At 65.4% G+C, this 17040-nt stretch carries 14 protein-coding genes and 1 tRNA gene; 6 read left to right on the top strand and 9 right to left on the bottom strand.

Annotated elements, in window-relative coordinates; translation table 11 throughout:
* Positions 1–186 precede the first annotated feature (186 nt).
* The gene (gene rpsA, locus HCA61_RS03625) at positions 187–1653 is read right to left on the bottom strand and encodes a 30S ribosomal protein S1 (RefSeq protein WP_169686688.1); all 1467 of its coding nucleotides are present in this window, start codon (positions 1651–1653) and stop codon (positions 187–189) included.
* Positions 1654–1993: 340 nt separating this feature from the next.
* Between rpsA and HCA61_RS03620 the strand changes: the two genes are divergently transcribed.
* Entirely contained in the window at positions 1994–2890 is an 897-nt protein-coding gene (locus HCA61_RS03620; protein WP_169686686.1) for a class I SAM-dependent methyltransferase, read from the top strand.
* 16 nt (positions 2891–2906) lie between these two features.
* On the opposite strand, the gene HCA61_RS03615 is transcribed toward HCA61_RS03620, so the two are convergent.
* The 4 genes from HCA61_RS03615 to HCA61_RS03600 form a co-directional block, all read right to left on the bottom strand.
* Entirely contained in the window at positions 2907–3662 is a 756-nt protein-coding gene (locus HCA61_RS03615; RefSeq protein ID WP_169686875.1) for an amino acid ABC transporter ATP-binding protein, read from the bottom strand.
* A gap of 38 nt (positions 3663–3700) precedes the next feature.
* Positions 3701–4678: an amino acid ABC transporter permease gene (locus tag HCA61_RS03610; RefSeq protein WP_169686684.1), complete on the bottom strand. Its 978-nt coding sequence runs from the start codon at positions 4676–4678 to the stop codon at positions 3701–3703.
* Between the two features lie 12 nt (positions 4679–4690).
* Entirely contained in the window at positions 4691–5605 is a 915-nt protein-coding gene (locus HCA61_RS03605; protein ID WP_169686682.1) for an ABC transporter substrate-binding protein, read from the bottom strand.
* 101 nt (positions 5606–5706) lie between these two features.
* Positions 5707–6840 (bottom strand): isocitrate/isopropylmalate family dehydrogenase, encoded by a 1134-nt coding sequence (locus tag HCA61_RS03600; RefSeq protein ID WP_169686680.1) that lies wholly within the window; start codon positions 6838–6840, stop codon positions 5707–5709.
* On the opposite strand from HCA61_RS03600, the gene HCA61_RS03595 reads away from it, so the two are divergent.
* The 3 genes from HCA61_RS03595 (at position 6839) to trxA (ending at position 8930) form a co-directional block, all read left to right on the top strand.
* Positions 6839–7357, top strand: coding sequence for a 2'-5' RNA ligase family protein (locus HCA61_RS03595; RefSeq protein ID WP_169686678.1), 519 nt, complete (start codon positions 6839–6841; stop codon positions 7355–7357). The genes HCA61_RS03600 and HCA61_RS03595 overlap by 2 nt on opposite strands.
* A gap of 75 nt (positions 7358–7432) precedes the next feature.
* Positions 7433–8446, top strand: coding sequence for a helix-turn-helix domain-containing protein (locus tag HCA61_RS03590; protein WP_247274431.1), 1014 nt, complete (start codon positions 7433–7435; stop codon positions 8444–8446).
* Positions 8447–8558: 112 nt separating this feature from the next.
* Positions 8559–8930: a thioredoxin gene (gene trxA, locus HCA61_RS03585; RefSeq protein WP_169686676.1), complete on the top strand. Its 372-nt coding sequence runs from the start codon at positions 8559–8561 to the stop codon at positions 8928–8930.
* A gap of 84 nt (positions 8931–9014) precedes the next feature.
* On the opposite strand, the gene polA is transcribed toward trxA, so the two are convergent.
* Both polA and HCA61_RS03575 read right to left on the bottom strand, forming a co-directional pair.
* Entirely contained in the window at positions 9015–11747 is a 2733-nt protein-coding gene (gene polA / locus HCA61_RS03580) for a DNA polymerase I (protein ID WP_169686873.1), read from the bottom strand.
* Positions 11748–11813: 66 nt separating this feature from the next.
* On the bottom strand, positions 11814–12425 hold the full coding sequence (locus HCA61_RS03575) for a response regulator (RefSeq protein ID WP_169686674.1): 612 nt from the start codon (positions 12423–12425) through the stop codon (positions 11814–11816).
* Positions 12426–12536: 111 nt separating this feature from the next.
* Here HCA61_RS03575 and HCA61_RS03570 point away from each other — a divergent pair.
* Together HCA61_RS03570 and HCA61_RS03565 are read left to right on the top strand one after the other, a co-directional pair.
* Positions 12537–12613: transfer RNA gene (locus HCA61_RS03570), tRNA-Leu, on the top strand.
* Positions 12614–12949: 336 nt separating this feature from the next.
* Positions 12950–13621 carry a hypothetical protein gene (locus HCA61_RS03565; RefSeq protein ID WP_169686672.1) on the top strand — a complete coding sequence of 224 codons (672 nt, stop codon included), beginning with the start codon at positions 12950–12952 and terminating at the stop codon, positions 13619–13621.
* Positions 13622–13686: 65 nt separating this feature from the next.
* On the opposite strand, the gene nuoN is transcribed toward HCA61_RS03565, so the two are convergent.
* Positions 13687–15336, bottom strand: coding sequence for an NADH-quinone oxidoreductase subunit NuoN (gene nuoN, locus HCA61_RS03560; protein ID WP_169686670.1), 1650 nt, complete (start codon positions 15334–15336; stop codon positions 13687–13689).
* The gene (locus tag HCA61_RS03555) at positions 15333–17033 is read right to left on the bottom strand and encodes an NADH-quinone oxidoreductase subunit M (RefSeq protein WP_169686668.1); all 1701 of its coding nucleotides are present in this window, start codon (positions 17031–17033) and stop codon (positions 15333–15335) included. Before HCA61_RS03555 ends, nuoN begins: the two co-directional genes overlap by 4 nt.
* Between the last annotated feature and the right edge of the window lie 7 nt (positions 17034–17040).

Here is a 17040-nt window from a genome sequence, read left to right as displayed (position 1 = left end):
CCCGGAGAGCATCCGACACCACACGGATGCCGGGCACGACTCGACCGACGGCCCCTCCCCTGCGGGAGGGGCCGTCGACGTCACAGGGGCTCACTCCCCCGGCCCATCTGCGCCATGCCACACGGTCCCGGAAAAAGCGGACGACCCCGCACCTTCCGGTGCGGGGTCGTCCATCTAAGCGCTCTATCAGGCGTTGCCCGACAGCTTCTCGCGCAGTGCAGCGAGCTGAGCATCGCTGGCGAGCGAGCCGCCACCGGTGGTCTCGGCCTCGCCGGCCTCGGGGGCCGAATCCGAGGAGTAGTTGCTGCTGGACACGCCTGCAGCAGCCTCGGCCGCCTCGTCGGCAGCCATCTTCTCGATCTGCGCAGTGTGCATCTTGTGACGACGCTCGGCCTCCGCGTAGCGGGACTCCCACTCCTCACGCTGCTTCTCGAAGCCCTCGAGCCATTCGTTGGTCTCGGGATCGAAGCCCTCGGGGAAGATGTAGTTGCCCTGCTCGTCGTAGCTGTCGGCCATGCCGTACTTCGACGGGTCGAACTCGGCCGTGTAGTCCTCGTTCGCCTGCTTGAGCGACAGGGAGATACGACGACGCTCGAGATCGATGTCGATGACCTTGACCATCGCGTCGTCGCCGACTGCGACAACCTGGTCCGGAACCTCCACGTGGCGCTCGGCCAGCTCGGAGATGTGCACGAGGCCTTCGATTCCCTCTTCGACGCGGACGAACGCACCGAACGGAACGAGCTTGGTGACCTTGCCCGGAACGATCTGGCCGATCGCGTGGGTCCGGGCGAACTGACGCCACGGATCTTCCTGCGTCGCCTTGAGCGACAGGGACACGCGCTCGCGGTCGAGATCGACGTCGAGAACCTCGACGGTGACCTCGGTGCCGACCTCGACAACCTCGGACGGGTGGTCGATGTGCTTCCAGGACAGCTCGGAGACGTGCACGAGGCCGTCGACACCGCCGAGATCGACGAAGGCGCCGAAGTTGACGATGGAGGACACAACGCCCTTGCGGACCTGGCCCTTCTGGAGCTGGTGCAGGAACTCGCTGCGGACCTCGGACTGGGTCTGCTCGAGCCATGCGCGGCGCGACAGAACCACGTTGTTGCGGTTCTTGTCGAGCTCGATGATCTTGGCTTCGATCTCCTTGCCGACGTACGGCTGGAGGTCGCGGACGCGACGCATCTCGACGAGCGATGCGGGCAGGAAGCCGCGCAGACCGATGTCGAGGATCAGGCCGCCCTTGACGACCTCGATGACGGTGCCCTTGACCGCCTCGTCCTTCTCCTTGAGCTCCTCGATCGTGCCCCACGCGCGCTCGTACTGCGCACGCTTCTTGGACAGGATCAGGCGGCCTTCCTTGTCCTCCTTGGTGAGGACCAGGGCCTCGACCTCGTCGCCCACCGACACGACCTCATTGGGGTCGACGTCGTGCTTGATCGAGAGCTCGCGGGACGGGATGACGCCTTCGGTCTTGTAACCGATGTCGAGCAGCACCTCATCGCGATCGACCTTGACGATGGTGCCTTCGACGATGTCGCCATCGTTGAAGTACTTGATCGTGGCGTCGATGGCGGCGAGGAAATCCTCGGCGGAGCCGATGTCGTTGACGGCTACCTGCGGCGAGGTGACGGTGGTGGAGGCCATGTGTTTGAGTTGCTCCGGACGGGTTGATAGTCGGTTGATTAACGCTTTCGGACAGGTGGACCGGCGCCGACGTGCACATCACGCGCTTTCCACCACGAGTACCCTCGTGCAGGCCGGTGAAGGACAGAACTCGGGATACTCGCGTGCACCAGGCTACGCGGTCCGGTATCGCCCCGGCAAACTCACCCGGCAGGAACCGCCCCGCGTTCCGCGAGCATGATGGTCATCAGACCCGATTCTCTGCTCTGCTCCTGCATCATCGCGCGCCATTCACGGCAACGCCTTCCAATTGCGAATCCCGATGGGGAACCGTCTACAGTGCACGTCCTACGCTGTTTACATGTCCGACGCGCCCCTGCCACCCGATCCTCGTCACGCCACCGCCAACGCACTGCTCGGCACATCGAAGGCCGGCCGCGCACGCGTGGGCAGCCGCGACAGTGAACACGCGAGTCGCACCTGGTGGGACGCCGACGCCGGCGACTACCACCGCACACACGGCGAGTTCCTCGGAGTGGATTCGGTCGCGGGCGAATTCGTGTGGTGCCCGGAGGGCCTGCACGAAGGCGATGTCCATCTCCTCGGTGACGTCCACGGCAAGGACATCCTCGAACTGGGCTGCGGGTCTGCACCGTGCGCACGCTGGCTCGCCGAGGAGGGTGCCCGTGCCGTCGGACTCGACCTGTCGATGGGCATGCTCTCGCGGGGCGTAGACGCGATGAACCGGGGTGGTCCGCACGTGCCTCTCGTGCAGGCCGGCGCGGAGAACCTGCCGTTCGCCGACAACAGTTTCGATATCGCGTGTTCGGCCTTCGGTGCGGTCCCGTTCGTCGCCGATTCGGCACAGGTGATGCGGGAGGTCGCGCGGGTGCTGCGTCCCGGCGGACGGTGGGTGTTCTCGGTCAACCACCCGATGCGGTGGATATTCCCCGATGATCCGGGCGAGCGCGGACTGGTCGCAATGTTCCCCTACTTCGACCGCACCCCGTATGTGGAGGTCGACGACGACGGCGTCGCCACCTACGTAGAGCATCACCGCACCATCGGCGATCGGGTCCGGGAACTGGTCGCAGCCGGTTTCGAGGTCTACGACATCGTCGAACCCGACTGGCCCGAACATCTCGACCGGGAGTGGGGCCAGTGGAGCCCGCTGCGCGGCGAGATCTTTCCCGGCACCGCGATCTTCTGCGCCCGCATCGCGAACAGTGGGGAGTCGAGCCCGGTATCCGGGCTCTGATCTCGGCTATTCGTCGTCAACCCCGCACGCGGGCGAGGAATTCGCGGGTCCGCTCCTGCTGCGGATTGCTGAGCACGTCCCGGGGCAGCCCTGCCTCGACGACGACTCCGCCGTCCATGAACACCAGTTGATCGGCGACCTCCCGAGCGAACCCCATCTCGTGGGTGACCACCACCATGGTCATGCCGCCATCGGCGAGATCGCGCATCACGGAGAGCACCTCCCCCACCAGTTCCGGATCCAGCGCCGAGGTGGGTTCGTCGAACAGCATGAGTTTCGGTTCCATCGCCAGCGCTCGCGCTATCGCGACACGCTGCTGCTGACCACCCGACAGCTGGGCCGGATAGGCGTCGGCCTTGTTGCCCAGCCCGACCTTCGACAGCAGATCATGTGCCCGCTCCGTGGCTTCGCTGCGACGCATCTTCTTCACCAGGATCGGCGCCTCGATGACGTTGGCGAGCACCGTCCGGTGCGGGAACAGGTTGAAATGCTGGAAGACCATCCCGATGTCGCGGCGTTGTTTCGCGGCCGTGCGGGGATGCAGTTCGTGGAGTTTGCCTCCGCGTTCGGCGTAGCCGACGAGCGTGCCGTCGACATAGAGCCGTCCGGCGTTCACGCGTTCGAGGTGGTTGATGCACCGCAGGAACGTCGACTTACCCGAGCCAGACGGGCCGATCAGGCACGTGACCTGCCCGCGCTGCACCTCGAGCGAGATACCTTTGAGCACTTTGACGGCACCGTAGTTCTTGCACACCCTATCGGCCCGCACCATGGGAGCGTTCTCCGGCTCGGTCATCTGGCCTGGCGCGGTCATTTGCGCTCACCTCCGGGGATGGTCGGGTCTGTCGGCGGTTCCGGTTGGATGACGACGGCCTTGCCCTCGGCGTCGGCGATGGCTTGGAGCTGGCGTGCGGTCAGGCGTCGGGTCATGCCCTTCGAATAGTGCTTCTCGACGAAGTACTGACCGACCATGAGAATGCTGGTGATCACCAGGTACCAGGTCGCTGCGACGAGGAACAACGGAATCGGTTGGAAGTTCGCGCCCGCGATGTCTCGCGCCCGGGCGTACAGCTCGGCGGTGTACGGGACGGCAGCGACCAGCGAGGTGGTCTTGAGCATGCTGATGAGTTCGTTGCCTGTGGGCGGGATGATCACACGCATGGCCTGAGGGAGCACCGTCCGTCGGATCGTCTGCGACCACGACATTCCCAGCGCAGTGGAGGCTTCCAGCTGACCTTCGGGCACCGAACCGATTCCGGCGCGGACGATCTCGGCCATGTACGCGGCCTCGTTGAGCGCAAGGCCGATCACAGCGAACAGGAATGCCGCATTGAGCGATTGCAGATCGATGTGGAAGAACTGATGCACGAACGGGATTCCGATGTCGAGTTGCTTGTAGATCGACGGGAACAAACCCCAAAGCACGAGCTGGACGTACACCGGAGTGCCGCGGAAGACCCACAGATACACCCACGCCACAGATTTGAGCACCGGATTCGACGACAAGCGCATCACGGCGAGGATCACGCCGAGCACGACGGCGATGAACATGGCAAGCACGGTCAACTGCACCGTGTTCCATGCCGCCTCGGTGATCCGGCGGTCGAACAGGTACTGCCCGTAGATGTCCCAGCGGTAGGCGTCGTTGGTGGCTGCCCCCCACGCGAGCAACACCACCGCGATCACGACGACGACGCCCGCGATCCACCTACCGGGACGACGGAGCGGGACCGCCCGGATCGGTTCCGGTTCGGATTCGGCCGCACCGGAGTGCGTGTGCTGGCTCATCGGAACCCTTCCTCAGCTCGTCGCCGCATTGATCTGCGACATGGTGATCGTCCCCTCGGTCATGCCCCAGCGGTCGGCGATCTGCTGATACGTCCCCGAGTCGATCAGGTGCTGCATCGCCTGCTGCAGGACAGGGCCGATCGGAGCACCCTTTCCGACGACGAATCCGTAGGGTGCGGCGTCGAACAGCGGGCCGGCAGATTCGAGCCGGCCCTCACTGCGCTCGATCACGTAGGCGGTCACCGGGGAATCGGCGGACAGCGCGTCGACGCGGCCGAGGATCAGGGCGTTGGCGGCTTCGTCCTGGCTGTCGTACTTGATCTTCTCGATGGGCGGAAGGCCCGCCTCCACACAGGCCTCGCTCTTCGCGGGGACCTCTTCGATGTCTTCGATGGTGGTCGTTTGCACGGCCACTCTCAATCCGCAGGCGTTGTCGGGGTCGACCGGTTCACCGACCCGCTGCGCCCACTGAATTCCTGCGCTGAAGTAGGTGACGAAGTCGACGGACTGCTCGCGCTCGAGAGTGTCGGTGAACGACGACGAGCCGACATCGAAGGTACCGGACTGCACTGCGGGAATGATCCGGTCGAAGTCCGACTCGTAGAACACGGCTTCGACACCGAGCACATCGCCGAGGGCCTGCACGAGTTCGACGGCAAACCCGACGATGGTGCCGTCGTCGTCCTTGAATTCGTTGGGTGCGTATGGCACATTCGCGCCGACCTTCAATACGCCTGCCGCCGCCGTCGAGGGTGGGAGCTGCGCAGCGAGCGCATCGACGCGCTGGGCATGTACCCGGTCGCCGGGAGGCACGGTGGATTCGGTGTTGACCACGCAACCCGTCACGGCCACGAGGAGCAGCAGCACTGCGGCTACGACGCCGGCGAGCCGGGGCCGTCGGGCACGAGAGTGAGCTGGTCCATCCACATCCGCACAGTAGACCGGAGCGCTCTGTGTGTCTGCAAATCTGTGCTGTGTGATGTCGCGGGCCGATCCAGTGCCGTGTTACGAACGTCGCACGCACTCCCTCATGGGGCGCTGATCTGCTCGATCACCGCATCCGTGAACTCGATTGTCGATGCCCTCCCGCCGAGGTCTGCGGTGGCGACACCGGCTCCGATCGTCTCCGTGACGGCTCGCTCGAGCGCGCGCGCCGCACCGCCGAGGAACGGGTCCCCGCTGACGGCGAGGCGGTCGAGGAGCATCGCCGAGGACAGGAACAGGGCGGTCGGATTGGCGCGACCTGATCCGGCGATGTCGGGTGCGGCGCCGTGGACCGCCTGCGCCATCGTCCTACGAGCGGACGCATTGATCGAAGGGGCGCTGCCGAGTGAGCCGGACAGTTCACCTGCGAGGTCGGACAGGATGTCTCCGAAGAGGTTCTCGGTCACGATAACGTCGAACTCACCGCCGCGTCGGACGAGCAGCGCGGCCATCGCATCGACGTGCTCGTCGTCGACGTCCACGCTCGGATACATGCGTCCGATCTCGCGACACACATCCCTGAACAACCCGGTCGTCTTCGACAGCACGTTCGCCTTGTGCACGATGGTGACTCGTTTTCGTCGACGTGAGGCCAGATCGAAGGCGGTGTGCGCAATTCGTTCGCAGGCCGCACGGGTGACAACACCGACGGCGAGGGCGACGTCGGGTGTCGGCATGAATTCACCGCTGCCTTCCGCCATGTTGCGGTCGGCGTAGAAGCCTTCGGTGTTTTCGCGTACGACGACCAGATCCATCTCGGGTACCACGGCGCCGGTGCCCGGCAGCGCTCGGGCGGGACGGATGTTCGCGTACAGGTCGAAGTGCTTCCGGATCTGGCCACCCGGAGGTAGCGCTGTGCGAAAGGGGTCGCGGTAGGACGCGCTGTCGTGCGGCCCCAGGATCCAGCCGTCGAGCTCGGTCAGCACCTCGAGAGTCGATTCCGGTACCGGGGTGCCGTGACTGCCAATGGCATCGGCCCCGAGCGGCAACGGCACCCACTCGACGCCCGGCCCTCCCGCAGCGGCGACCGCCGCGTCGACGACACGGCGGGTTGCGGGAACGATCTCGTGGCCGATGCCATCACCTTCGATCAGGCCGATGCGCTGGGGCTGCGAGAGTGCAGTCTCATGGTTTGCCGTTGCAGTCTCGTGGGTCACCGCGCCATCATTGCGCATCATGGTGCAGTCGGTGGAGCTACTACTCGATGACCGCCTCGACGGTTATGTCCGCGCGCAGTGGGAGAGCCTGCACACGGCCGGTATCGACAGTCAGCAGCGGGTCCGGGCCGAATCGAATCGGCCACACGTCACGCTGTTCGTGGCGGAAACGATTTCGCCTGCTGTGGAGGAGGCTGCGAGTGAAGCCGTCTCGAGTGTCGAACTGCCGATACTCCTCGGCGGTGTGGTGCTGTTCGGGGGGCGCCACGCGACGGTGGCGCGCCTCGTTGTGCCCTCGGCGCCGTTGCTGGACCTGCAGGCCCGGTTGTTCGCCACGTTCTCGCAGTGTCCCGGGATTCCCGCGCACATCCGTCCGGGTGAATGGACTCCGCATGTGACGCTGGCACGGCGGGTCCCCGCCGATCGGGTCGGCGCCGCAGTGGTCGCCGCCCACCTGACCCCGGGTGACCCGGCCGGTACGGCGGACCGAATCCGGCGCTGGGACGGCACCGCGAAACGGGAGTGGCGGCTCTGCTGACCCGACCGACGGCCTCGGTGGCAGATTTCAGGCAATCGTTCGATTTTCTGCCACTGCGCGGGGAGACTGGGTTTCGTGCTCCGCAACGTGGTCGTGCCCGTCCTCCCACGCATCGTGATGTTCGAACTCGGCGTTGCCTGCGAGGTCTTCGGAGGTGACCTCGCGGACGACGGCCTGCCCGACTACGAGTTCGTGCACGTCGCAGGTAGCACCGAACCCGTCACCACGAAGTACGGCTACTCCATCGATGTGCCGTACGACCTCGACCGCCTCGACGACGCCGACCTGATCATCGTGCCGCCCGGCGGCACCGAGGCCGGCGACCTGACCGATCCCGAGTTCGTGCGCAGCGGGAGCTCCGACCTAGCTGTCCTCGAGCCGCTGTTCGAGAAACTGCGGACCGCGGTCGATCGGGGCACTCCGGTAGCGAGTCTGTGTACAGGCTCATTCGTTCTCGCCGCCGCCGGCCTCCTCGACGACCGCCGATGCACCACCCATTGGCGGTACGCGGACCGGCTCGCCTCGATGTATCCGTCGGCCCGAGTCGATCGCGATGTGCTCTACGTCGACGAGCATCCGGTGCTGACGAGTGCGGGCACCGCCGCCAGCATCGATCTGCTCCTGCACATCGTGCGTAGCACCCAGGGTTCGCAGGTCGCCAACACGATCGCGCGGAGCATGGTCGTACCACCGCACCGCGACGGCGGGCAAGCCCAGTACATATCCAGACCACTTCCCGAGTGCACCGATGACTCGATCGGCCCGCTGCTCGATTGGATCGCCGAGAATCTGCACCGCGAACTGCCGGTGACCGTGCTCGCCGAGCAGGCACACATGTCGCCCAGGACCTTCGCGCGACGGTTCACGGAGGAAACCGGCACCACCCCGGCGCGGTGGATACGCGGGCAGCGGGTGCTCGCAGCGCAGCAGCTTCTCGAAAGCACGGATCTGCCGATCGATGTCGTCGCCGACCGAGTCGGCTTCGGCACCGCGCCGGTGCTCAGGCAGCATTTCCTGCGTCTTCGCCGCACCACTCCCCACGAGTACCGCCGAACCTTTCGATCCGCGGAGTCGGCCCCGGTGGAGTGACGTGAACCCCGCAACCGCCACCCCCGGGTTGCCCACCTCGCGTAGCGTGGCGGAAGAAATGGGGGCGGCTCGCTGTTGCACCCGTCGACACGCCCGAACCGAAAGGACCACCGTGGCAACCCAAGCTCTCACTCAGCAGAACTTCGACGAGGTCGTCACCAGCAATGACATCGTGCTCGTCGACTTCTGGGCCGATTGGTGTGGCCCCTGCAAGCAGTTCGCACCGACCTTCGAATCGTCGTCCGAGCAGCATCCGGACGTTGTGCACGCAAAGGTCGACACCGAGGCCGAACAGTCGATCGCGGCAGCCGCGAACATTCGCTCGATCCCGACGATCATGGCTTTCCGTGAAGGAATTCTGGTGTACAACCAGGCAGGTGCACTGCCACCTGCAGCACTCGAAGACCTCGTCTCACAGGTCAAGGCTCTCGATATGGACGATGTGCGCAAGCAGATCGACGAAGCGTCGAACGCTCAGAGCTGACTCGGACGACCGCGACGCGGCTCGATTCCTGTACGGGAATCGAGCCGCGTCGCTGTGAGTGGCACTCCTGCGCGGGCGCTTGGCTCAGTGGGCGGCGGCGTCCCAGCTGCGGCCGTAGCCGACCGATACTTCCAGCGGCACCGACAGGTCGATCACCGAGTCCATCTTGCTGCGGACCATCTCCTCGACACGTTCACGCTCCTCTTCGGCGACTTCGAGAACGAGTTCGTCGTGGACCTGCAACAACATCCGTGAGCGCAGGCCTGCGTCGTCGAGTGCTTTCTGCACCTCGATCATCGCAACTTTGATGATGTCGGCTGCGGTGCCCTGGATCGGCGCGTTGAGCGCGGCTCGCTCGGCGACCTCGCGCCGCTGCCGGTTGTCGCTGGTCAGGTCGGGCAGGTACCGGCGACGCCCGTAGAGGGTGGAGGTGTACCCGACCTTGCGTGCCTCTTCCACGACGTTGTGGAGGTAGTCGCGCACACCACCGAAACGGGTGAAGTATGCCTCCATCTGCTCGCGGGCGTCGTCGGTGGAGATCTTGAGCTGCTGCGCGAGACCGTAAGCGCTCAGACCGTACGCCAGACCGTAGGACATTGCTTTGACCCGTCGGCGTAGTTCGGGGGTGACCTCTTCGATCGGCACGCCGAACGCTCGGGCACCGACGAAACTGTGTAGATCCTCTCCGGTGTTGAACGCCTCGATCAGGCCTTCGTCGCCGGATAGATGCGCCATGATGCGCATCTCGATCTGGCTGTAATCGGCAGTCAGGAGCAGGTCGTATCCGGCGCCGACGACGAAGCCGTTGCGGATCTGTTTGCCTGCGTCGGTGCGGACCGGGATGTTCTGCAGGTTCGGTTCGGTGGACGACAGTCGTCCGGTCGCCGCGACCGTCTGGTTGAACGTGGTGTGAATGCGGCCGTCGTCGGCCACCGACTTGATGAGACCGTCGACGGTGGTCTTCATCTTGGTGGATTCACGGTGCGCGAGCAGATGCTCGAGAAACGGATGTTCCGTCTTCTCGAAGAGGTTCTGCAGAGCATCGGCGTCGGTGGTGTAGCCGGTCTTGGTCTTCTTGGTTTTCGGCATCTCGAGTTCGTCGAACAACACGACCTGCAGTTGCTTCGGCGAACCGAGGTTGATCTGCTTACCGATCACCTCGTACGCGGAGTTCGCGGCGGCGGCGACGTCGGCGGCGAAGCCTGCCTGCAGGTCGTGCAGGTGATCGGCGTCGACGGCGATGCCGGTGGCCTCGAGATCGGCCAGGACCTCGAGCAACGGCAACTCCATCTCGGTCAGTAGCCGCACCGATTCGATGTCTGCGAGTTCGGAGTCGAGCGCCGCCGCGAGGTCGACGACCGCGCGAGCCCGCAATATTTCACCTTCTGCGGCCTGGTTGTCCGCCGCGTCTTCGTCGTCGAGCAGGGAAAGTTGTTGGGCGCCGGAATCTTCCACTCGCAGTTCCCGTTTGAGATAGCGCAGCGAGAGATCGTCGAGTTTGAAGCTGCGCTGCCCCGGGCGCACAAGATACGCCGCCAGCGCCGTGTCGCTGGTGACTCCGGCGAGAGTCCAGCCCCGCCCACGCAGCGCGTGCATGGCCGACTTGGCCTCGTGTAGGGCCTTCTCCACGGCGGCGTCGGCGAGCCATGCAGCGAGCGCACTGTCGTCTTCCGGTGTCAGGGCCACGGTCGTGACGTAGGCGCCCTCTCCGTCGTCGGCCGCGATCGCGACGGCCACTGCATCGCCGCCGTACGGAGTACCCGGCCCGGCAACGGACAGTCCGTGCCGCCGCCCTGCAACGGCGTGCTCCGCGAGCCAGTCGCCGAGGGCACCCGGCTCGACGACGCCGCCGCGCACCTCGAATCCTTCGTCGGCTTCGGGTTCGGCAGACGCGAGGGTCTCGAAGAGTCGATCACGCAGGACCTTGAATTCGAGGTCGTCGAAGAGCCGGTGGATCTTGTCTCGGTCCCATGGTGCGAGCGCGAGAGCCTCCGGTGTGTACGGCAGCGGCACTTCCCGCACCATCTCGGTGAGCTGACGATTCATCAGCACGTTCGACAGGTTCTCGCGGAGCGCATCCCCGGTCTTTCCGCGCACCTCGTCGACCCGGTCGACGAGGTCGGTGAGGCTACCGAACTCGCGGATCCACTTGGCGGCGGTCTTCTCGCCGACTCCGGGGATGCCGGGGAGGTTGTCGCTGGGGTCGCCGCGCAGCGCGGCGAAGTCCGGGTACTGCGCCGGGGTGAGTGCGTACTTCTCTTCGACGGCTTCGGGGGTGAAGCGCGTCAGTTCGGAAACGCCCCGTTTCGGATAGAGCACGGTGACGTCGTCGGTGACCAACTGCAGAGCATCGCGATCGCCGGTGACGATGAGCACCTTGTAACCGAGGGCGGTGGCTTGGGTGGTGAGGGTCGCGATGATGTCGTCGGCCTCGTACCCTTCCTCCGCCATGACGGGGATGCCCATGGCGCCGAGTACCTCTTTGGTGACGTCGATCTGGCCCTTGAACTCGTCGGGTGCTGCGCTGCGCTGCGCTTTGTAGGGGGCATACATCTCGGCCCGAAACGTCTTGCGGCTCACGTCGAATGCTGCCGCGACGTGAGACGGCTTCTCGTCGCGCAGAAGATTGATGAGCATCGAGGTGAACCCGTACACCGCGTTGGTGGTCTGCCCGCTGGTAGTTCTGAAGTTCTCGGCCGGCAGCGCATAGAACGCGCGGAACGCCAGCGAATGGCCGTCGAGCAGCAGAAGGGTCGGGCGGTCGTCGGCGGCCGGGGTGGTCGAGGGAGAAGCGGATGCACGGGTCACGCGTGTCAGTCTAGGGACCGCGTACGACGTCCACGACCACCCGGACGAACTGCGCGGTGCGACCCGCGTCGACACTCAGCCGGCGGTCTCCCCCAAGCTCTCGATGATCACCTCGGCGACCTGCTTCATCGTGGTGCGCCGGTCCATCGCCGCGCGCTGGATCCAGCGGAACGCCTCCGGCTCGGTCATCGCATGCTTGTCCATCAACGTTCCCTTGGCCCGGTCGACGAGCTTGCGGGTCTCGAACCGCTCGGACAACCCCTGTACTTCGCGTTCGAGTTCACGGACTTCGGCGAACCGACTGACCGCCACCTCGATGGTCGGAACCAGATCGCTCTTCGAGAACGGCTTGACGAGATACGCCATCGCCCCCGCATCGCGCGCGCGCTCGACGAGTTCGCGCTGACTGAATGCTGTGAGAATGACCACAGGGGCAATGCGCTTCTGCGCAATCTCCGATGCGGCGTCGATTCCGTCGCGGCGCGGCATCTTCACATCCATGATCACGAGGTCGGGTCTCAGCTCCTCGGCGAGTTCGACGGCGCGTTGCCCGTCGCCCGCTTCGCCGACCACGTCGTATCCCTCTTCGCGCAGCATTTCGACCAGATCGAGCCTGATCAACGCCTCGTCTTCGGCGACGACGACTCTCTTCGCCCCGGCGTTGTCGTCCTGCGGCACGGCTGTCATGGCGGACCCTTCCCCTCTCGCTGCGGATGCCCCCGTGAGGGAATCGAACGTTAGAAGGGTACCGGTGTTCGCCTCCCGCACACCCATCCCTTACAGTGGTCTCCGCACCACGCCCCCGTATCCCAATTGGCAGAGGAAACGGATTCAAAACCCGTCCAGTGTGAGTTCGAGTCTCACCGGGGGCACCAGGACATCGTCGGCCTCCGGCCGGGGCCGAACAGTCGCAGCCTCGGTCCACCAGAAGCGCACCTGCCAGAGCCATCGCGGCCACACGCGTCTGCCGGCGAATCCCCCGCTGCCGCGTAGCCGCCGCGAAGGGACCGTACGACTCGAACTCCGACGGCGATACCCGAAGCGGCAAACCCTGGCGACACAGAGCAACGCCGCCCCACCCTCCGACGTCGTTCATCGTGGCGGTCGTCGAGGAGTTGCAGCGCGCACAGGAACCTGTCGGTGGGCGCGGCTAGCCTGACTGCGGTATCGAACACAGATTCGGACATCGCCGACATGGAACGGACCACGACATGACGCATCCCGTCATCCCGCCCACGCATCGAAGCTGTTCAAACGCGGTTCGGTCGTATTCCGGCCGGCCCCGCGCCGACAACGCCCGGATCAACACGGTGTGCCGCTCACAGGATCGGGCGGACAGTCTCGCCATCCCCTTCGGGCGCGACGGCGAGGGCAACACCGTGGCGTGGACAGTGACTGCCGGACGCAACCTCCTCGTGCACCAACGCGACACGGAGAACTTCCCCAACCTGCCACTCACCCTCATGGCAACGGGCGTCCTGTCCAGAGGTACCCACGAATTGTTCGTCGCCGATCCGCATCATCGCCATCACTGGCTCGCCGGGTACCGGGACGCAGGAGACCGGGTCTCGTCCTGGGCAGCGGCCCCGGATGAGATCGGTCGCATGCTCGCCGAGTTGGACTCAGCAGGCGCCGGGCCACGACGATTACTGCTCCTCGCAGGACTCTCCACGACGATCGCGAAGTTGGATCCCCCCGACCGTGAGCGTCTGACCGGCCTGGTGACCACGGCACGAACCCGCAACCTGACGGTCGTCGCGACCAGCAGCGATCATGGGGCGCGGTGGTTCCCGGACGGCCTGATCGCTGCATTCGACGATGTTCTCGTTCGCGAGAACGGCTGCTCCACCGCATATCGGAATCCACTCGGCCGCGCAGATTGATGTCTGCAGCGTGATCGGCTGCGCCACAAATGGTCTCACTCGAACCGATCACGTGGCCGGACCGCTCACGACAGGAAGACGGCTGCCTGCCCGGCAAGATCGAGCAGCGGCTGCGGCACGATACCGAGCAGCAGCGTGATCACGGCGGTCACCGCGATGGTGACCGTCGTGAGCACGCTCGGCATCACGATCGCGGGCGCATCCGACGGTGGATCGCGGAAGAACATGAGCACGATCACCCGCACATAGAAGTAGGCGGCAATCGCGCTCGCGACCACACCGACGATCACCAGCGGCACCGCGCCGCCCGAGATCGCAGCGCTGAACACGCTCAGCTTCGCGATGAAGCCGCCGGTGAGTGGGATCCCTGCCATCGACAACAGGAACAGTGCGAACGCGCCGCCGAGCACCGGTGAACGACGTCCCAGTCCCTCCCAGCGCGACAGGTCCCAGGCTTCGCCGTCGGGGTCGCGGATCAGGGTGACCACCGCGAACACACCGATGGTGCCGATCCCGTAGACGACGAGATAGAACAGCGTCGACGAGATGCCCTGCTCATTGGCAGCGACGACACCGGTGAGCACGAAGCCGGTATGGCTGATCGCCGAATACGCCAGCATCCGTTTGACATCGGTCTGCGTCACTGCCAGAACAGCCCCGACAAGCATCGTGGCGATGGCCACGGCCCACAGGACCGGGCGCCACTCCTCGCTCAGCCCCGGCACCGCGACATAGAGCACGCGGAGCAGCGCCCCGAACGCCGCGATCTTCGTCGCTGCGGCCATGAATGCGGTCACTGCGGTGGGCGCGCCTTGGTAGACGTCGGGTGTCCACGAATGGAACGGCACCGCACCGATTTTGAACAGCAGGCCCACCGACAGCAGACCCACACCGATCAGGGCGATGTTGTCACTGCCACCACCGGACTCCACGGTGTCGGCAATTCCTGTCAGCGAGATCGTTCCCGCGTAGCCATAGAGCAACGCGACACCGTAGAGGAAGAACGCCGACGAGAACGCGCCGAGGAGGAAGTATTTGAGTGCCGCCTCCTGCGACAGCAGTCGACGTCGCCGCGACAGCCCACACAGCAGATACAGCGGCAGGGAGAGCACTTCGAGTGCGATGAACATCGTCAACAGGTCATCCGAGGCTGGGAAGAGCATCATGCCACCGACTGCGAACAACGCCAGCGGGAACACCTCGGTACGTGCGATGCCCGCCTCGATGGCTTCGCGTTCGGCGGCGCTGCCGGGTACCGCCGCGGCCTGCGGAGCGAACGCGTCGGTCGAGGCCCGGGTCGATCCCGCACCGACCGATGCTCCTGCGGCGTCCGAGGCGACCACGGCATCCACCGCGGTCCGGGCACCCTCGATACCGCGTTCGGCGATGAGCAGTGCCGCGAGGATCGATACGACCAGAATCGCGCCCTGCAGGTACAGTGCCGGGCCGTCGATCACGACCGCACCGGCGGCAGTCGTGCTCTCGGTCCCCGCAAGCAGGACGACCGCAACGAGCGCTGCAATGAGTCCCCCGAACGTCAGCACGAGGTGGCTCGCGTAACGTCCGCGAGCGGGTACGAACGCCTCGACGATGACACCCACCACCGCGACCCCGAACACGATGAGCATCGGGCTGAGGACGCCGTAGTCGATTTCGGGCGCGGGAAGTGCCTGCGCGAGAACGGTAGTGCGGTCGAGACTGTCGAAGGATCTCACTTGTGCGTACCTCCTCCGGAGCCGACGACGGTCTCACCTTCGGCCACTGGTGTCTCGGGTGGAACAAGCGGTGCGGGATCCTGCTCGCCGACCGTCACGAGCGTGTGGTCCACCGCGGGAGTGATCACGTCCAGCACCGGTCTCGGGTAGATCCCGAGGACGATCAGCAGGGCGATCAAAGGGGCCACGACGAGGATCTCGCGGGGGACGAGATCGGTGATCGAGGTTCCGTGCGTCTCGACCGCATCCTGGTCCTGCGGCGCCTCCGGTGCTGATCCGGGATAGAGGCGCACCGGTCCGCCCATCATGCGCTGGTAGAGCCAGAGGACGTACATCGCAGACAAGACCAGCGCGATGGTCGCGATGATCGCCGCGACCTGATACCGCGGATAGGTGCCGACGAAGACGAGGAATTCGCTGACGAACGGTGCGAGACCCGGCAATGACAACGTCGCGAGACCCGCGACGAGGAACGTTCCTGCGAGAATCGGGGCGATCTTCTGGACTCCTCCGTACGCCGCGATCGCACGAGATCCGCGCCGCGAGACGAGGAACCCTGCAATCAGGAACAGCGCAGCGGTGGAGATGCCGTGGTTGACCATGTACAGCGTCGACCCGGCCTGGCCCTGACTGGTCATCGCGAAGATCCCGAGAATGATGAACCCGAAGTGCGAGATGGAGGTGTACGCGATCAGTCGCATCACGTCGGTCTGCCCGATTGCGAGCATCGCGCCGTAGACGATGCCGATCACCGACAGGGTCACGACCAGCGGTGCGAAGTAGACCGAGGCGTCGGGGAACAGTTGCAGGCAGTACCGGAGCATCCCGAATGTGCCGACCTTGTCGACCACCGCCATCATCAGCACCGCGGACACCGGGGTGGTCTGCACTGCGGCGTCGGGTAGCCAGCTGTGCAGTGGCCACAGCGGCGCTTTGACGGCGAACGCGAACATGAATCCGAGGAACAGCGCATTGAGGACGGCGGGGGTCGCGCCGAGCTCACCCGACGATGCTGCGTCGACGATGCGTCGGAAGTCGAACGTGCCGACGGTGCCCGACTCCCCCAGCCCGGCCTGCGCGGTGACCACATACAGCCCGATGACCGCGGCCAGCATGATCAGACCGCCGAACAGGTTGTAGATCAGGAACTTCACCGCCGCTCTGGAGCGTTGGGCCCGTTCACTGCCGCGACCACCGAAGCCGCCGATGAGGAAATACATCGGGATGAGCATCGCTTCGAAGAAGATGTAGAACAGCAGGATGTCCAGGGAGACGAAGGAGATGAGCACCATCGCCTCGACGAGCAGGATCAACGCTGTGTAGGTGTGCGCGGCGCGGGGGCGGGAAGCGGGGGCGGCCTCCACGCTGGCATGGCGATCGTCGTCCCATCCGGCGACGAGGAGCAGCGGTACCAGCACCGCGGTCAACAGCACGAGTACCAGCGCGATGCCGTCGACGCCGAGCGTGTAGCCGGCGCCGAACGCGGGGATCCACGTGTGCGATTCGACGAACTGGAACTGCTCACCACCGGGTTCGAACAACGCCGCGAGCACCACCGCGACCACGAGGGTCAGCAGACCGGCAACGACAGCGACGCTCTTGGCGAAAGTCCGCATCCGCGCGGGCAACGCGAGAACGACGACAGCACCGACAACCGGGAGCACCCACAGAATCGTCAACCACGGAACTTCGTTCATGCTCGGC

This window comes from Rhodococcus sp. HNM0563 (assembly GCF_012726195.1).
In the GTDB taxonomy this organism is placed as follows: Bacteria; Actinomycetota; Actinomycetes; order Mycobacteriales; family Mycobacteriaceae; genus Rhodococcus.
This window is presented reverse-complemented; position numbering and strand designations above follow the sequence as displayed.